A 16,722-nucleotide genomic window follows, 5' to 3' on the forward strand; every position below is an offset into this window, starting at 1 on the left:
GAACCAGGAGACGACCATGGCTGTGGTCACCATCCGCCAGCTCCTCGACAGCGGCGTGCACTTCGGACACCAGACCCGCCGGTGGAACCCGAAGGTGAAGCGCTTCATCCTCACCGAGCGCAGCGGCATCCACATCATCGACCTGCAGCAGTCGCTGGGCTACATCGACAGCGCCTACGACTTCGTCAAGGAGACGGTCGCCCGCGGCGGCACGATCCTCTTCGTGGGCACCAAGAAGCAGGCGCAGGAGGTTCTCGCCGAGCAGGCGACCCGCGTCGGCCAGCCCTACGTCAACCAGCGCTGGCTGGGTGGTCTGCTGACCAACTTCCAGACCATCGCCAAGCGCCTCGCCCGTATGAAGGAGCTCGAGGAGCTCGACTACGAGAACCCGGCCGCTTCGGGCTTCACCAAGAAGGAGCTGCTGCTCAAGAAGCGCGAGCTGGACAAGCTGCACAAGTCGCTGGGCGGCATCCGCAACCTGACCAAGACCCCGTCGGCCCTGTGGGTCGTCGACGCCAAGCGCGAGCACCTCGCGATCGACGAGGCCAAGAAGCTGGGCATCCCGGTGATCGGCATCCTCGACACCAACGCCGACCCGGACGACTTCCAGTACCCGATCCCCGGCAACGACGACGCGATCCGCTCCGTCTCGCTGCTGACCCGCATCATCGCCGACGCCGCGGCCGAGGGCCTGCAGCAGAAGCACAACCCGGAGTCGGGCGACGCGGAGCCGCTGGCCGAGTGGGAGAAGGAGCTCCTCGAGGCGAACGCCTCCGAGGCCGCTGCTGAGGCCGAGGTCGCTGTCGAGGTCGCCGCTGAGGCTGCTGAGGTCGCCGCAGAGGCTGCCGTCGAGGCCGAGGTCGCCGTCGAGGAGGCCGTCGTCGCCGAGGCAGCCGCCGAGGTCGCCGAGGGCGACTCCAAGTAAGCATCCCCACGCACACACAACGAAGCAAGGAGCCACCACACATGGCCAACTTCACCATCGCCGACATCAAGGCGCTGCGTGAGCAGCTCGGCACCGGAATGGTCGACACCAAGAAGGCGCTCGAGGAGGCTGACGGCGACGTCGCGAAGGCGACCGAGATCCTGCGTCTCAAGGGCGCCAAGGGCAACGCCAAGCGCGCTGACCGCTCGACCAGCGAGGGCCTCGTCGTCGCTCGCGAGCAGGACGGCGCCGTGACGCTGATCGAGCTCACCTGCGAGACCGACTTCGTCGCGAAGAACGAGAAGTTCATCGCGCTAGCCGAGAAGGTCGCCGACGCCGCTGCTGCTGCGTCCGCCGACTCGGTCGAGTCCGTCCTGGCCGCCGCGGCCGGTGACCAGACCGTGGAGCAGCTCATCTCGGACGAGGCCGCGATCCTCGGCGAGAAGGTCGAGCTCCGCCGCGTCCGCCGCATCGTGGGCGACGCCGTCGAGGTCTACCTGCACCGCACCAGCAAGGACCTGCCGCCGCAGATCGGTGTCGTCGTCGCGTACAGCGGCTCCGACGCCGAGACCGCTCGCAGCATCGCGCAGCACATCTCGTTCGCCGACCCGATCTACCTCACCCGCGAGGACGTCCCCGCGGACGTGGTCGAGAAGGAGCGCGAGATCGTCACCGAGATCTCCCGCAACGAGGGCAAGCCCGAGGCAGCCCTGCCGAAGATCGTCGAGGGTCGCGTGTCCGCGTTCTTCAAGCAGGTCGCGCTGCTCGACCAGGACTACGCCAAGGACAACAAGCTGTCCGTCGGCCAGGTCGCGAAGGACGCCGGCATCACGGTGACCGACTTCGCGCGTTTCAAGGTCGGCGCGTAAGCCACGAGGAGGGGTTCGGATCCGCACAGGGTCCGAACCCCTTCTTCATGCCCGCAGGGCAATGCCACTATCGTGATATCCGATGAGAGGACCCTCCCAATGACAGAACGAACCGGACGCCGTCGCGTCCTCCTCAAGCTCTCCGGAGAGGCCTTCGGCGGTGGCCAGCTCGGCGTCAACCCCGACATCGTGAGCGGGATCGCCCGCGACATCGCTGCGGCCACGGACCGGGTGGAGGTCGCGATCGTCGTCGGCGGCGGCAACTTCTTCCGCGGTGCCGAGCTCAGCCAGCGCGGCATGGACCGCGGTCGCGCCGACTACATGGGCATGCTGGGAACCGTCATGAACGCTCTCGCCCTGCAGGACTTCCTCGAGCAGGCCGGCGCACCGACCCGCGTGCAGTCCGCGATCTCGATGACCCAGGTCGCCGAGCCCTACATCCCGCTGCGCGCAGAGCGCCACATGGAGAAGGGCCGCGTCGTGATCTTCGGTGCCGGCGCTGGTCTGCCGTACTTCTCCACCGACACCGTCGCCGCACAGCGCGCCCTCGAGATCGGTGCGCAGGAGGTGCTCGTCGCCAAGAACGGCGTCGACGCCATCTACACCTCCGACCCCAACAAGCACGCCGACGCCGAGCGGATCGAGCGTGTGACGTACCGGGAGGCCCTCCAGCAGGGTCTCAAGGTGGTCGACTCGACCGCGTTCAGCCTGTGCATGGACAACAACATGGACATGCGCGTGTTCGGCATGGAGCCGGCCGGCAACGTCACCAAGGCGCTGTTGGGCGACCCCATCGGCACGCTCGTCACCTCCTGACGGGCCGTCCGCGGCGCGGCGCACAGCGCCCCGCCGGTAGAATTGCCAGAACCACTCGACGAATGGAGAACCCGTGATCGCGGATGTCCTCGCAGATACCACTTCTCGCATGACGCGGGCGGTCGACGCCGCCAAGGAGGACTTCGCCACGGTCCGCACCGGTCGTGCGAACCCGCAGATGTTCCAGAAGGTGCTCGTCGACTACTACGGCTCGCCGACCCCGCTCGCGCAGCTCGCCTCGATGGCCAACCCGGAGGCGCGCACGCTCGTCATCACGCCCTACGACAAATCGGCGCTGAAGGCGATCGAGCAGGCCATTCGCGACATGCCGAACCTCGGCGCGAACCCGACCAACGACGGCAACATCGTGCGGGTCACCATGCCCGAGCTGACGGCCGAGCGTCGCAAGGAGTACGTGAAGCTGGTGCGCTCCAAGGGTGAGGACGCCAAGGTCCAGATCCGTGGCATCCGTCGCAAGGCGAAGGACGGCCTCGACGCGCTCAAGGCCGAGGTGGGCGAGGATGAGATCGCTCGCGGCGAGAAGGAGCTCGACGGGCTCACTCGTCAGCACGTCGACCTCATCGACGACGCTCTCAAGCGCAAAGAGGCCGAGCTTCTCGAGGTGTGACCGGGATGTCTGACGATTCTTCCTCGCAGGATCGTCCGCTCACCCGACGAGAGGCTCGGGCGGCGGCGACACCGGCGCAGGGCACCCCTCAGGCGGATGCGGCAGATGCCGTGACGCCGGTGCGTGGCGTGCCCGTGGTCGGATCGCAGCCCGAGAGGCCCGCCGAGCCCGCCGTCACGCCGAGTTCGGCGCGACCGGGACCGGAGCCGGTGCCGCTCGACGATGCGGCGTTCCCGGGGTTCGACGCGGCGGCCGTGCCGCCGCGTCCCTCCGCACCGGAGATCGCGGAGACGCCGAAGGCGGATCCGCCAGACTCGTCGCCGCCCGCGGCAGCGGACTCCGTACCTGCTCCGTTCGACGGCGGCCCGTTCAGCACCGCCGACCACAGCGCCATCCGCGACCAGTGGCGCGCTGCGCGAGACGAGCTGGGGACGCACGTCTCGAACGCGCGCGACCAGTTCGATCAAGCGAACGAGCGCATCAAGCAGCGCACGGGGCGCGACCTCCTCGTCGCGATCCTGATCGGCGTCGCGTTCGGCGCGGTGCTGCTGGCATCGCTGCTGTTCGTGAAGTGGCTGTTCGTCCCGATCGCCCTGGCCGCCGGCCTGCTGGGCACGTACGAAGTGTCGCGCGCGCTCAAGGGAGGGGGACGCCGGATCGACGTCGTCCCTCAGCTGATCGCCGCGGCGCTGCTGATTCCGACCGGGTACTTCGACTCGCCCTGGCTGAGCTGGGTGATGCTGTTCGTCTCGGTGACCTTCGTCTGCGTCTGGCGCATGGTCGCTCAGATGGTCGCCGGCGACGGCAGAACCTATGGCGATGTGCTCGCCGACGTCCTCGTCAGCGGGTTCGTGCAGATCTACGTCCCGCTGCTGACCGCCTTCGCGCTCATGCTGCTTCGCCAGGAGCACGGTGAATGGTGGGTGCTCTCTTTCATCGTCATCGCCGTCGTCGCCGACACGGCGGCGTACGCCGCGGGGCTCAGCTTCGGCAAGCATCCGATGGCGCCGCGGATCAGCCCGAAGAAGACCTGGGAGGGCTTCGCCGGTGCTGTCGCCGGGTCCCTTCTCGCGGGAGCGCTGCTCGGTGTGTTCCTGCTGCAGATCCCGGTCTGGGGCGGTCTGGTCCTCGGCGCGGCGATCCTCGCGTCGGCCACCCTCGGCGACCTGGGTGAGTCCATGCTCAAGCGCGATCTCGGCATCAAGGACATGAGCTCCTGGCTGCCGGGCCATGGCGGCCTGCTGGATCGCCTCGACAGCATCCTGCCGTCGACGGTGCCGGCCTTCGCCCTGTACGTGCTGCTCTCACCCTGGATGGTGTTCTGATGACTGCCGACTTCGCCGCACAGTTCTCCGACGAGGAGGAGTCCGCGCCGCCCGCCTTCACACTGACCACGGGGCGGCGTCGCGGGTACCACCGCGTGGCGGTGGATACCTTCCTGGAGTCCGCGCGGCGCTCCTTCGAGAGCGGGCTGGGCGACCTGACATCGGAGGACGTGCGGGTGGCGTCCTTCCCCCTCGTGAAGGAGGGGTACGACGTGGCCGAGGTGGATTCCGCTCTCGGTCGCATCGAGGACGCCCTCGCCGCGCGCGCCCGCGAGCGCATGGTGCGCGAGAAGGGTGTCGAGGCGTGGGTCGCCGAGGCCCGCGCGGATGCACAGATCATCTTGGACCACCTGGCGCGTGGGCCGAAGCACCGCTTCGCCCGCACCGGGATTCTCACCTTCGGCTACCGGATCGACGAGGTCGACCACGTCGCCGAGCGGATCACCGGTTTCCTCCGGGACGGTGACGAGCTCAGCGCCGAGCAGGTGCGCAACGCCGCGTTCCGGATGCAGCGCGGCGGGTATCGCGAGGAGCAGGTGGATGCGCTCCTGGACGCGACTGTCGAGGTCATCCTGGCCGTCCGTTGAGCCGCCACCGCGCGTTCTCATGGATGTTTCAGGCCGGATCGCATAGACTGACCGGCATCGTGACTCCCGATAACGAATCGATTACGCCTGAACTGCGCCCTGCGAGCGCGGTCTCCGCATCCCCGCGCGGCCGTGGCCGCCGGGTCCGTCGACCGATCGCCGCCGTCGTCGCGAGCGTCGCCGTCGTCGGTTTCTCCGCCGCCCTGCTGGCGCCCACCGGCATGGCCGTCGCCGACCCATCGGTCGCAGAGGGCGCCGTCACCGCCTACTCCCTCGCGGAGCAGGAGGGGCAGAACCTCACCGTGACCGTCGCGGGCGAGGACATCGCTCCCGCCGCGCGGGGGACCTTCGAGGTCTACATCAAGCCGAAGCCGAAGCCCAAGCCGGTCGTCACCAGCACGGAGAAGTCGTCGGGCAAGTCGAGTGGCGGATCCGCCGGAACGCCGAAGTACACCGGCGGCGGATCCAAGGAGGAGTGGATGACGGCGGCCGGGATCGCACAGAGCGACTGGCCGTACGTCGACTACATCGTCTCGCGGGAGAGCGGCTGGAACCCGAACGCGACGAACAAGTCGTCCGGTGCGTGCGGCCTTGTGCAGGCGCTGCCCTGCAGCAAGGTTCCGGGCAACGGGTACAACCCGGTGGACAACCTTCGCTGGGGAAGCGGGTACGCCGCCGGCCGCTACGGCGGATGGGCGGGAGCCTACGCGTTCTGGTCGCGCAACCACTGGTGGTGAGCGGCCGGTATGGCACGCTCTCGCAGACGGCGCCCGGATCCGCGCGCCGGCGATGATTCGCTCGACCGCCTGATCGCGGGCTGGAAGCGCTCCGAGACCCGTCGCGGGCAGGAATGGACCGTGCAGCCGGTGAACGCCTCTCAGGCGCAGAAGGCCTACACCTGCCCCGGATGCGGCGGCACGATCGCCACCGGCACCGCGCACCTCGTCGTGTGGCGTGCGGACGGAGTGCTGGGGGATGCCGCCGACCTGGCGGCCAGGCGGCACTGGCACACGCGATGCTGGAGCATCGCCTGAGCCGGACCGTTCTACCGCTCGTTCATCTTCGGGATGACGACCTGGCGATAGATGATGAGGATGCTGGCCGCGACGGGGATCGCGATCAGAGCCCCCAACAGGCCCAGCAATGATCCGCCCGCCAGTGCCGCGATGACGACGACGGCACCGGGCACGGAGACCGCCCTGCTCATGATGCGCGGCGAGATGAAGTACGCCTCGATCTGCATGTAGATCAGGTACCAGACGGCCGCGGCGATCGCGGTCGCCGGCGAAGCGAGCCCGGGGATCAGGCAGGTCAGCACGATGATCGCCGACCCGGTGAGGGTGCCGACCAGCGGGATCAGCGAGAAGAAGAAGGCGATCACCGCGAGCACGGCGGGGAACGGCGCGTTGATGATCGACAGGAAGATCATGCTGAGCACGCCGTTGATCACGCCCAGGGTGGCCTGGCCCATGACGTAGTAGCCGACGGAGTCGGTGATCTGATCGGCCAGATCGATGAAGCGCTCGCGCTTGGACGCCGGGACCAGCTGGTACACCGAACGCTTCAGTGACGGCGTGGACGCGGTCATGTAGATGGTGAGGACCAGCACGATGAACGTGCCGAAGAGGCCCGCGGCCACGGCGCTGCCGAACACCAGCACGCCCTGACCGATCTGGCTGCCGATCTCGGTGACGTTGGTGTTGAGCCACTCCGTGACGTACAGGAAGACATCGTCGACCTTGAGCATCGGGAAGGTCGTCTTCATCCACTCCTTCAGATCGTCGATGGCGGTGCCGCGCTCCACGATTCCCGTGATCTGCTGCACCAGCTGCCCGATCTGCTGCACGAACACGGGCAGAACTATGAGGAAGACTCCGGTGAGCACCGCGAGGACGGCGATGATCGTGGCGAGCACCGCGGCCCAGCGGGGCAGCCAGCGCTCCAGGAAGGTGACCATCGGGTCGAGGCCGAGGCTGATGAACAGTGCCGTACCGATGTAGAGCAGCACCGTCGAGAGCGTCTGGACGCTGCCGATGAGCATGATCCCCAGCCCCACGCCGAGCGTCGCGACGAGCGCGGTGCGGAACGGGCTGACGATCTTCATCGATTCTCCTCACGGACGGTGAACGCCAGCTTATTCCGTGGAAGCGGTGAAGCCTGGACGAGGCGGGGGAGTCGCGGCATCCGGCGGTGTTTCGCTTCTCGTGTGGAAAACGCACAGGCGCTTCCCGCTACCCTGGAATGTCGAGCGGAGACCACCGGTGGATGCCGGGGTCACGTAAGGAGTCTTCTCGTGCGATTCGTATGGGCCGTCGTGGCCTTCATCCTGGCCGCGGTCCTGATCGGTGCCGGCGTCGCCCAGCGCACCGTCTTCATGGGGCCATCCGAGGTGCAGATGGAGCTGCCGGCGGGCGAGTCGGAGCCGTATGTCCTGATCTCAGGCGACGTGCTGCGTGCTCACCCCGGTCAGCAGACCCTGCTGGTCCGCGGCGAGGGCGACCTCTTCGTCGCCTACGGACGCACGGCGGACATGAAGGCATGGCTGTCGGATGCCGAGTACGACAGCGTCACGCTGGACAAGAAGGGCGAGCCCCGGACCAAGGTCGTGAAGGCCGAGGTCGAGTCCACCAGTGAGACCGGGAGGAATCCTGCCGGCTCCGACCTGTGGCTGGACTCGTTCACCGACAAGGACTCCCTGATCGCGAACCTGCAGCTGCCCGAGGGGATGAGCGTGCTCGTGGCTCGCGACGGCGTCGAGGACGCGCCTTCCGACATCCTGCTCACGTGGCCGCTGAAGACGACGACTCCGTGGGTCGGACCGCTGTTCGTGCTCGGCGGCCTCGCGCTGCTGGTCGGTCTCGTGCTCTACATCCTCGGCATCCGGCACCAGCGTCGCGGCAAGGGGCCGCGGCGCAAGGGACCGGGTCCGCTGCCGCCCACGCAGCCCATCGACCTCGCTGTGGATCCGCTGCCGGAGCGTGAGCCCATCTCGACCGGCTCCGTGCCGACCGGTGAGGGGGCGGACGAGCCCGCCGACAAGCCCGCCGATGAGGGTCGTTCTCCGCGCACGGCGCACCGGATGCGGCGAAGACTGGCCGTCGCCATCCCCGCGATCGGTCTCACCGCCGTGCTCGCGACCGGCTGCTCGGCCGACTCCTGGCCGCAGTTCGATGCGCAGACGAGCCCGACGCCGACGCCTACTGTCGTCGCTCCGGACAACCAGAAGCCCCCGGCTGTGACGGAGGCTCAGGCCGCGCGCATCCTCAAGGACATCTCGAAGACGGTCACGGCGGCCGACGAGGCCCGCGACGTCGAGCAGGCCAAGACTCGCCTCGACGGCGCCGTGCTCGAGGCCCGCACCACGGACTACGCCCTCGGCGCGAAGAACCCGAATCTCGGCATCCCTGCACCGCTGCCGGCCGACAAGGTCGAGGTCGTGCTGCCGCAGTCGACCGACGCGTGGCCGCGAACGGTGCTGATGCTGACGAAGGCCTCCGACGAGAAGGTGCCGCCGGTGATCTTCACGATGACCCAGGCCGACCCGTGGTCGAACTACCGCATCGGCACGATGTCCGACATGCAGGCGTCGGCGAAGCTGCCCAAGCTCGCACCCGCCTGGCTCGGCACGACTCTCGTCCCGCCGGACTCCACGTTCCTGATGACCCCTCCGGACGAGGTGGCCGAGGCGTTCTCGTCGCTGGTCGACGAGGGGGAGAAGAGCCCGTATCTCGGCGAGTTCGACGACGCGTCCAAGAAGCAGGCCGAGGCGATCACCGCCAGCCGCGCCGCGCTGGTGAAGGCCGTCGCAGACAAGGGCGCCGCCAAGACGACGAAGATCGACTTCGACATGACCCCCTCGGACTTCGAGCCCGTCTCGCTGGCCACCCTGGACAGCGGCGCGATCGTCTCGGTGTCGGTCGTCGACACCCAGACCATCGCACCGACGACTCCGGACGCGGTCATCAAGTTCGACGGCAACCCCGAGGCCGAGGCCCTGACCGGGGCGAAGGAGTCCAAGAACGGCGTGCGCACCACCTATGGTATGCAGCTGTTCTTCGCGGTTCCCGCCCAGGGCGCGAGCGCGCAGATCCAGCTGCTCGCCTTCCATCAGAACATCCTTAAGGTGGAGATCATCCCATGAGCGACATCTCAGCCGCCGCCCTGCGCGGCGCCGTCGACCTGTCCACGCTGCGCGATCGTCCGCAGGCGGCACCCGGCGCACCCGCCGTGCAGCCGGGGGTTCCGGACGTGGTCGTGGACGTCACGGATGCGACGTTCGGTCAGATCCTCGAGCTGTCCAACACGGTGCCCGTCGTTGTCGACCTGTGGGCCGAGTGGTGCGGGCCGTGCAAGCAGCTCAGCCCCATCATCGAGAAGGTCACCCGTGAGCAGGGCGGCCGTGTCGTGCTCGCCAAGGTCGACGTCGATGCGAACCCGCAGATCGCCCAGGGCTTCCGCGCCCAGTCGATCCCGATGGTCGTCGCGCTGATCGGCGGGCAGCCGGTGCCGATGTTCACCGGCGCCGTGCCGGAGGAGCAGGTGCGCGAGGTGTTCGGGCGGCTGCTCGAGCTGGCCGCACAGAACGGCGTGAGCGGATCGGTGGCCGCCGGTGAGCCCGGCGAGGCGCCGGCGGAGCCGGAGGAGGCCCCGCTGCCCCCGCTGCACGCGGAGGCCTTCGAGGCGATCGAAGCCGGTGACTATCAGCGCGCGATCGTCGCCTATGAGAAGGCACTCGCGGAGAACCCGCGCGATGAGGACGCGAAGGCCGGACTCGGCCAGGTGCGGCTGCTCGCCCGGGTGCAGCACCTCGACCTGCAGGCCGCGCGCAGCGCAGCAGCGGAGGCTCCGCTCGATCCTGACGCGCAGTTCGCGGTGGCCGACCTCGACATCGCCGGTGGGCACGTCGAGGACGCGTTCGGACGCCTGCTGGATCTGTTCGCGGCGCTTCCGGCCGATCAGCGGGTGCCGGTTCGCGAGCGGCTCGTGGAGCTGTTCGACCTCATCGGCGCCTCCGATCCTCGCGTGGGCGCCGCGCGCACCCGGCTCGCATCACTGCTCTTCTGAGAGCTTCAGCGCGAACGCCGGGGACGGAGGTCCCCGGCCTTCGTCGTCTCAGCTGAACGTGGCCGCCGGCACATGGGGATCGGCCTGGTACCGCAGCCAGATCGTCGAGAGCGCGGGCAGTGTGATCGTGGCGACCGGCACCGCGTCCTCTCCCACGGGGTGCGCTGTGACCAGCCCGAGGTTGCCGCCTCCTGAGCCGCCGAACTCCGCGGCATCCGTGTTGAGCACTTCGAGCCAGACGCCCTTGAGCGGCAGATCCAGGCGATAACCCGTGCGCTGGACGCCGGCGAAGTTGCTGATCACGACCAGACGACCTCCGTGGGCGTCGCGTCGCTCGAAGGCGATCACGCTCGGATCCCAGCTCGGCGCACCGAGCCTGGTGAATGACGATCCCTCGTTGTCGCGCTCCCACAGCGGCGCCTGAGCGCGGTAGGTGCGGTTCAGCTCACCGACGAACCCCTGCAGCTGCTGGTGCGCCGGCTGGTCGAGCAGCCACCAGTCCAGCTCACGATCAGGCGACCACTCGCCGATCTGCCCGAACTCCTGGCCCATGAACAGCAGCTTCTTGCCCGGGTGCCCCCACATGTACGCAAGGTAGGCGCGCACGTTGGCCAGCTTGTGCGCGTGATCCCCGGGCATCCGCGACACCAGCGTGCCCTTGCCGTGCACGACCTCGTCGTGACTGATCGGCAGCACGTAGTTCTCGCCGAAGGCGTACACGAACGAGAACGTCATCTCGCCCTCATGGTGCGATCGGTGGATCGGATCCCGCTTCATGTACTCCAGCGAGTCGTTCATCCAGCCCATGTTCCATTTGAATCCGAACCCGAGTCCCGCGGCTGTCGTGGGCGCGGTGACACCAGGGAACGCGGTGGACTCCTCCGCGATCATCACGATGCCGGGGAAACTGCGATAGGCGGTCGCGTTGACCTCCTGCAGGAAGCGGATCGCCTCGAGGTTCTCCCTGCCGCCGTGGACGTTCGGCTCCCACTCGCCGTCCCGTCGCGAGTAGTCCAGGTAGAGCATGGAGGCCACGGCGTCGACCCGCAGGCCGTCGATGTGGAACTCGGACAACCAGTACAGCGCGTTGGCGACGAGGAACCCGCGCACCTCGTTGCGCCCGTAGTCGAAGATCAGCGTGCCCCAGTCCTGATGCTCGCCGCGGCGCGGATCCGGATGCTCGTAGAGCGGTCTGCCGTCGAAGCGGGCGAGCGCGAAGTCGTCCTTCGGGAAGTGCCCAGGCACCCAGTCCAGGATCACGCCGATGCCCGCCTGGTGCAGCTGATCGATGAGATAGCGCAGGTCGTCCGGGGTGCCGTACCTGCTGGTGGGCGCGTAGTAGCCGGTGACCTGGTACCCCCAGGACCCGCCGAACGGATGCTCCGCGACAGGCATCAGCTCGACATGCGTGAAACCGGTGGTGGTGACGTGCTCGATGAGGGGTTGCGCGACGTCGCGGTAGCTCATCCCGCCGCGCCACGATCCGAGATGCACCTCGTAGACCGACATCGGCTGGGCGACGGCGTGCGTCGCCGCACGACGGGTCATCCAGGCGCCGTCGGCCCAGGTGTACGCATCGAGAGTGACCACAGACGCCGTCGCGGGAGGAACCTCCGCGGCCTGCGCCATCGGGTCGGCCTTGAAGATCCAGCGGCCGTCCGGTGTGAGCAGCTGGAACTTGTAGGTCGCCCCGACGGCCACGTCCGGGATGAAGAGCTCCCAGACCCCGCTCGAGCCCATAGAGCGCATGGCGTGGCCCTCGCCGTTCCAGCCGTTGAAGTCGCCCGTCACGCGCACGGCCTGCGCGTTCGGCGCCCAGACAGCGAAGTCGACCCCGGTCTCGCCGTCGAGGATACGGGGGTGCGCTCCCAGTGCCTCCCAGAGCCGCTCGTGGCGCCCCTCGCCGATCAGGTGCAGATCGACCTCGCCGAGTGCCGGCGGGTGCCGGTAAGGGTCTCCGCTGAGGTCCTCGTCCCGGCCCTCGTAGACGGTCGCGATCCGGTAGGCGACCGGTGGTCCGTCGTGGCTGCCCTCCCAGATGCCGTGCACGACATGACCGAGCTCCAGCCGGCTGCCGTCGGCGAACACCGCCGAGACCGACTCGGCGAGCGGACGGCGCACCCGGATCACAGTCGTGGTCCTGCCCACGGCATCCGTGCTCGGATGGGACCCGAGCACCGAGTGCGGGTCGTGGTGCGCGCCGTGCGCGATGCTCTCCCACGCGGCAGAGACGGAGACGTCCTCGACGTAGCTCATGATCGCTCCTTCACCCTCAGGATGTGCACCGGCTCGGCGAAGGCGTCGAGCCGCACGTAGTCGTGGTCGGTCCAGGTCCAGACCGCGCCGGTGAGCAGATCCTCGACTTCGAACGGGTCGCCGGGCGTGACGCCCCAGAGCGTGGTGTCGAGGTGCACGGTGGTCTCGCGCACGGAGTGCGGATCGACGTTGGCGACGACGATGATCGTGTCGTCGGATCCGGTGCCGGTGAAGGCGGCGTCGAGGTGCTTGGAGTACACCAGGATCGCGTCGTCGTCGCTCCAGTGGAACGAGATGTTGCGCAGCTGACGCAACGCCGGATGCTCGCGGCGCAGGGCGTTCAGGCGGCGCAGAAGCGGGGCCAGTGAGTCGCCGCGCTGCTCGGCGCCCGCCCAGTCCCGTAGCTTGTACTCGTACTTCTCGTTGTCGATGTTCTCCTCGGAGCCGGGGCGGGCCACGTTCTCGAACAGCTCGTACCCGGCGTACACGCCGAACAGCGGCGCGGCCGTCGCGGCGATGCAGGCGCGGATGCGGTAGGCCGCGCGCCCCCCGTACTGCAGGTATTCGGTGAGGATGTCAGGGGTGTTCACGAAGAGGTTCGGACGCATGTAGTCCGCGGTGGTCGTGGACACCGATGTGAGGAATTCCTCGAGCTCGGCCTTGGTGTTGCGCCAGGTGAAGTAGGAGTAGCTCTGCTGGAACCCCGCGGCGGCGAGTCCCCGCATCGGTGCCGGGCGGGTGAACGCCTCGGCGAGGAACACGATGTCGGGGTGGGCGGCGTTCACGGTGCCGATCAGCCATTCCCAGAACCGCAGCGGCTTGGTGTGCGGATTGTCGACGCGGAAGATGCGCACGCCCTGCGCGATCCAGTGCTCCACGACGCGCAGCACCTCGGCGTAGAGACCCTCCGGGTCGTTGTCGAAGTTCAGCGGATAGATGTCCTGGTACTTCTTGGGCGGATTCTCGGCGTACGCGATGGTGCCGTCGGGCAGCGTCGTGAACCACTCGGGGTGGGCATCGACCCAGGGATGGTCCGGAGATGCCTGCAGCGCGAGGTCGAGGGCCACCTCGATACCGGCCTTGTTCGCGGCGCGCACGAAGGCGCGGAAGTCGGCGAGGGTGCCGAGGTCGGGATGCACGGCGTCGTGCCCGCCCGCCGCGGAGCCGATCGCCCAGGGCGAGCCCGGGTCGTCGGGGCCTGCGACGAGCGTGTTGTTCGGACCCTTGCGGTGCGTGCGTCCGATCGGATGGATCGGCGGCAGGTACAGCACGTCGAAGCCCATGTCGGCGATGGCGGGCAGGCGCTTCATCGCGGAGCGGAACGTGCCGCTGACGATGCTGCCGTCCTTACGGCGCTTCGCGCCCTCGGAGCGCGGGAAGAACTCGTACCAGGCGCCGCACCCGGCGGCGGTGCGCTCCACCAGGAGCGTGCCCCAGGCCGTCGCGGAGGCGAGCGTGACGAGCGGTCGATCGGCGAAGAAGTCCGTCAGCGCGGCATCGGTCGCGACGGACACGAGGGTGCCGGCATCCGCGCCCTTCAGGCGCTTCGCAGCAGCGTTGAGCGCGCGGCGCTCGCCGACGGCTCGATCCTGCTCGCCGGCGGCGCGGGCGAGCAGTTGCGCGCCTGCGATGCTCATGACCTCGAGATCGACGCCGGCCTCCGCCTTCACCTCGGCGGCATGCGCCCAGGTGGCGAAGTCGTCGGAGAACCCTTCGAACCGGAAGGCCCAGGTGCCGGCGGCATCCAGTGCGATCTGCGTCTGCCAGCCGTCGGTGCCGTCGTTCTGCGGGCTCAGCCGGTGCAGGCTCTCCTCGCCGCCGGGGGAGCGCAGCCGCACGTGCGTGCCGATGAGATCATGCCCCTCGCGGAATGCGACGACGCGGAACGGGACCACCTCGCCGGCGAAGGCCTTCGGCGAGAAGCCGCCCGGAGCCGTCGGCGACGGGTCGGCGAGCGGTATGCGTCCGAGCAAGGTGCCCGGCGCGGCTTCCTCCTGCTCTGCGGCGGGCCGCACGGGGATCTGTGCGGGGCTTCGGAGCACCGCCGGATTCGAGACAGAACGAGCAGCCACACCTTGAATGTACCGCGCACCATGGAAAGCGGGTAGCTTGCGGGATTCGCGTGGCGAAGGGCGTCCGAACGGACCCCGTCACTCGATCCGGAAGAGCTGCATCGACGTCCCGAGGACGGGCAGCACGTCGCCGGGTGCGTAGCTTCGGAGGGCGCCGTCAGGGCGTTCGTCCGCGCTCGACCAGAGCGACACGAACGCGGTCGCGCCCTCGATCGACTCGGGCAGGCGCACGTCGATCGGCGCCTCCGTGCCGTGCACGATGAGCAGGATGCGGTTGAACGCCTCCTTGTCAGGTGTCGACGCGGCGACGTACTGAAGGGTTCGGTGACTCGGGTCGTTCCACTGCTCGAGCGACATGGTCTCGCCGTCCTGGCCGTACCAGTTCATGACCGACGCATTCGGCACGTGCTCACCCAGCCGGGCGTAGCGCGCGGGACGGAGTGCCGGGTTCTCGGCGCGGAGCCGGGTGAGCAGGGCGACATGCTCGCGCAGGTCCTGCTGCCAGGGCTCGTGGTCCCAGCTCAGCCAGGTCAGGGCGGAGTCGTGGCAGTACGCGTTGTTGTTGCCGCGCTGGGTGCGGCCGAACTCGTCCCCGGCGGTGATCATCGGGATGCCGGCCGAGAGCAGCAGCGTGCCCAGCAGGTTGCGCATCGCCTTGCGGCGCGAGGCGAGGATGGACGGATCGTCGGTGGGGCCCTCAGCTCCGTGGTTGAAGGACCGGTTCATGTCGGCGCCGTCGTGGTTGTTCTCGCCGTTCGCCTCGTTGTGCTTTACGTCGTAGGACACCAGGTCGTGCAGGGTGAACCCGTCGTGCGCGGTGACGAAGTTGATGCTGGCGAGCGGTCCGCGCTCCTCGCTGTAGGTGTTCGCGGAGCCGGCGAGCCGATTGGCGAAGCCTCCGATGCCGACCGGAGTGGAGGCGCGGCGGGCGTAGTCGATGTCGCTGAGCCAGAAGTTGCGGGCGCGGTCGCGGTAACGATCGTTCCACTCGCTCCAGCCGGCCGGGAAGTTGCCGGTCTGCCATCCGCCCATCCCGACGTCCCAGGGCTCGGCGATGAGCTTGACGCCCTGCAGCGCAGGATCGTCGGCGATCGCCTGCAGCAGCGGGTGCTCGCGGGTGTACTCGTGATTCGCGTCGCGGCCGAGCGCGGCGGCCAGGTCGAAGCGGAAGCCGTCGATCTGCATCTCCTGCGCCCAGTACCGCAGCGAATCGAGCACGAGCCGCGCTGCGGCCTCCGTCGCCGTGTTCACGGTGTTGCCGACGCCGGTGGTGTCGATGTAGGCGCCGTCGGCCGTCTGACGGTAGTAGCGGGCGTTGTCGATGCCGCGGAAGCTGGAGCGCGGGCCGCCCAGACCCTCTTCGCTGGTGTGGTTGTAGACGACGTCGAGAATGACCTCGAGGCCGGCCTCGTGCAGCAGCCGCACCATGCCCTTGAACTCCGCGAGCACCGCCTCTGGGCCCTCTTTGCGGGACTCCTCGGTGGCGTACGCGGTGTGCGGCGTGAAGAAGCTCAGGGTGTTGTAGCCCCAGTAGTTCGTGAGGCCCTTCTCGAGCAGGCGCGGCTCCGGCACGAACGCGTGCACGGGGAGGAGCTCGATCGCCGTGACTCCGAGCGACTGGAAGTACTCGATCATCGCAGGGTGCGCGAGTCCGGCATACGTGCCGTGCAGTGCGGGCGGCACGCCGGGATGCCGCTTGGTCATGCCTTTGAGGTGGCCCTCGTAGATCACGGTGCGATCGAGCGGGGTGTTCGGCTTCGGCACGCCGCCCCAGTCGAACCCGTCGGCGATGACGACGGAGCGCCATTCCTCGTAGCCGTCGCCCTGTGCGAGCCCTCGCGAGTACGGGTCCAGGAGCAGCGTCTCGGAGTTGAAGGTGTTGCCGGGGCCGTGCGGGCCGTCGACGCGGATCGCGTAGCGCACACCGGGCTGCAGGAGGTCGGTGGTGACCTCCCAGACGCCGCCGGGGCGGCGTTCGAGGGGCAGCTGCGCGGTCTCCCAGTCCAGGTCGGTCGCGTCGAAGATCACGAGCTCGATCGAGGAGGCGTTCTGCGACCAGATCCGGAGGGTCCCCACGTCGTCGTGGAGCCGGACGCCGAGGTCGTCGAGCGCGGCGCCGCCGAGGGGCGTGCGGGACGTCGGGAGCATGGAGACAGCCTAGATGCCACAGCGGCCTCGCG

At 68.7% G+C, this 16,722-nt stretch carries 14 protein-coding genes; 10 read left to right on the forward strand and 4 right to left on the reverse strand.

Features of this window, described 5'->3' with window-relative positions; all coding sequences use genetic code 11:
• Positions 1-16: 16 nt before the first annotated feature.
• From rpsB to GON06_RS09375, 8 genes are all read left to right on the forward strand, one after another.
• Positions 17-925 (forward strand): 30S ribosomal protein S2, encoded by a 909-nt coding sequence (gene rpsB, locus GON06_RS09340; RefSeq protein WP_157312031.1) that lies wholly within the window; start codon positions 17-19, stop codon positions 923-925.
• A gap of 41 nt (positions 926-966) precedes the next feature.
• On the forward strand, positions 967-1,794 hold the full coding sequence (tsf, locus tag GON06_RS09345; protein ID WP_157312032.1) for a translation elongation factor Ts: 828 nt from the start codon (positions 967-969) through the stop codon (positions 1,792-1,794).
• 99 nt (positions 1,795-1,893) lie between these two features.
• Positions 1,894-2,610: a UMP kinase gene (pyrH, locus tag GON06_RS09350; RefSeq protein WP_157312033.1), complete on the forward strand. Its 717-nt coding sequence runs from the start codon at positions 1,894-1,896 to the stop codon at positions 2,608-2,610.
• A 73-nt stretch (positions 2,611-2,683) separates the two neighbouring features.
• The gene (frr, locus tag GON06_RS09355) at positions 2,684-3,238 is read left to right on the forward strand and encodes a ribosome recycling factor (RefSeq protein ID WP_332837338.1); all 555 of its coding nucleotides are present in this window, start codon (positions 2,684-2,686) and stop codon (positions 3,236-3,238) included.
• A gap of 5 nt (positions 3,239-3,243) precedes the next feature.
• On the forward strand, positions 3,244-4,563 hold the full coding sequence (locus GON06_RS09360) for a phosphatidate cytidylyltransferase (RefSeq protein ID WP_157312035.1): 1,320 nt from the start codon (positions 3,244-3,246) through the stop codon (positions 4,561-4,563).
• Complete coding sequence (locus GON06_RS09365) at positions 4,563-5,150, forward strand: DivIVA domain-containing protein (protein ID WP_157312036.1); 588 nt, start codon at positions 4,563-4,565, stop codon at positions 5,148-5,150. The genes GON06_RS09360 and GON06_RS09365 overlap by 1 nt, the downstream gene beginning before the upstream one ends.
• Positions 5,151-5,209: 59 nt before the next feature.
• A complete protein-coding gene (locus GON06_RS09370; protein WP_332837339.1) occupies positions 5,210-5,887 on the forward strand; it encodes a transglycosylase SLT domain-containing protein in 678 nt (225 codons plus the stop codon).
• A 9-nt stretch (positions 5,888-5,896) separates the two neighbouring features.
• On the forward strand, positions 5,897-6,184 hold the full coding sequence (locus GON06_RS09375; RefSeq protein WP_157312037.1) for a hypothetical protein: 288 nt from the start codon (positions 5,897-5,899) through the stop codon (positions 6,182-6,184).
• Between the two features lie 11 nt (positions 6,185-6,195).
• Here GON06_RS09375 and GON06_RS09380 read toward each other — a convergent pair whose 3' ends face one another.
• Positions 6,196-7,254, reverse strand: a complete 1,059-nt coding sequence (locus tag GON06_RS09380; RefSeq protein WP_157312038.1) for an AI-2E family transporter — start codon at positions 7,252-7,254, stop codon at positions 6,196-6,198.
• Positions 7,255-7,443: 189 nt separating this feature from the next.
• Here GON06_RS09380 and GON06_RS09385 point away from each other — a divergent pair, with 189 nt between their 5' ends.
• Complete coding sequence (locus tag GON06_RS09385; protein WP_157312039.1) at positions 7,444-9,291, forward strand: glycosyl transferase; 1,848 nt, start codon at positions 7,444-7,446, stop codon at positions 9,289-9,291.
• A complete protein-coding gene (locus tag GON06_RS09390) occupies positions 9,288-10,214 on the forward strand; it encodes a tetratricopeptide repeat protein (protein WP_157312040.1) in 927 nt (308 codons plus the stop codon). Before GON06_RS09385 ends, GON06_RS09390 begins: the two co-directional genes overlap by 4 nt.
• 48 nt (positions 10,215-10,262) lie before the next feature.
• Here GON06_RS09390 and glgB read toward each other — a convergent pair whose 3' ends face one another.
• The 3 genes from glgB to glgX form a co-directional block, all read right to left on the reverse strand.
• The gene (gene glgB / locus GON06_RS09395) at positions 10,263-12,470 is read right to left on the reverse strand and encodes a 1,4-alpha-glucan branching protein GlgB (RefSeq protein ID WP_157312041.1); all 2,208 of its coding nucleotides are present in this window, start codon (positions 12,468-12,470) and stop codon (positions 10,263-10,265) included.
• Positions 12,467-14,542: an alpha-1,4-glucan--maltose-1-phosphate maltosyltransferase gene (locus tag GON06_RS09400; RefSeq protein ID WP_378736078.1), complete on the reverse strand. Its 2,076-nt coding sequence runs from the start codon at positions 14,540-14,542 to the stop codon at positions 12,467-12,469. Before GON06_RS09400 ends, glgB begins: the two co-directional genes overlap by 4 nt.
• 78 nt (positions 14,543-14,620) lie before the next feature.
• The gene (gene glgX / locus GON06_RS09405) at positions 14,621-16,690 is read right to left on the reverse strand and encodes a glycogen debranching protein GlgX (RefSeq protein ID WP_157312042.1); all 2,070 of its coding nucleotides are present in this window, start codon (positions 16,688-16,690) and stop codon (positions 14,621-14,623) included.
• Positions 16,691-16,722 lie beyond the last annotated feature (32 nt).

The organism is Microbacterium sp. MAH-37 (assembly GCF_009758255.1).
Lineage (GTDB): Bacteria > Actinomycetota > Actinomycetes > Actinomycetales > Microbacteriaceae > Microbacterium.

Excerpts from the sequence above, each read along its gene's own strand:
- tsf (WP_157312032.1), top strand. The coding sequence starts at position 967 with ATGGCCAACTTCACCATCGCCGACATCAAGGCGCTGCGTGAGCAGCTC.
- GON06_RS09375 (WP_157312037.1), top strand. The coding sequence starts at position 5,897 with ATGGCACGCTCTCGCAGACGGCGCCCGGATCCGCGCGCCGGCGATGAT.
- glgX (WP_157312042.1), bottom strand. The coding sequence starts at position 16,690 with ATGCTCCCGACGTCCCGCACGCCCCTCGGCGGCGCCGCGCTCGACGAC.
- GON06_RS09365 (WP_157312036.1), top strand. The coding sequence starts at position 4,563 with ATGACTGCCGACTTCGCCGCACAGTTCTCCGACGAGGAGGAGTCCGCG.
- glgB (WP_157312041.1), bottom strand. The coding sequence starts at position 12,470 with ATGAGCTACGTCGAGGACGTCTCCGTCTCTGCCGCGTGGGAGAGCATC.
- GON06_RS09380 (WP_157312038.1), bottom strand. The coding sequence starts at position 7,254 with ATGAAGATCGTCAGCCCGTTCCGCACCGCGCTCGTCGCGACGCTCGGC.
- GON06_RS09360 (WP_157312035.1), top strand. The coding sequence starts at position 3,244 with ATGTCTGACGATTCTTCCTCGCAGGATCGTCCGCTCACCCGACGAGAG.
- GON06_RS09390 (WP_157312040.1), top strand. The coding sequence starts at position 9,288 with ATGAGCGACATCTCAGCCGCCGCCCTGCGCGGCGCCGTCGACCTGTCC.
- pyrH (WP_157312033.1), top strand. The coding sequence starts at position 1,894 with ATGACAGAACGAACCGGACGCCGTCGCGTCCTCCTCAAGCTCTCCGGA.
- rpsB (WP_157312031.1), top strand. The coding sequence starts at position 17 with ATGGCTGTGGTCACCATCCGCCAGCTCCTCGACAGCGGCGTGCACTTC.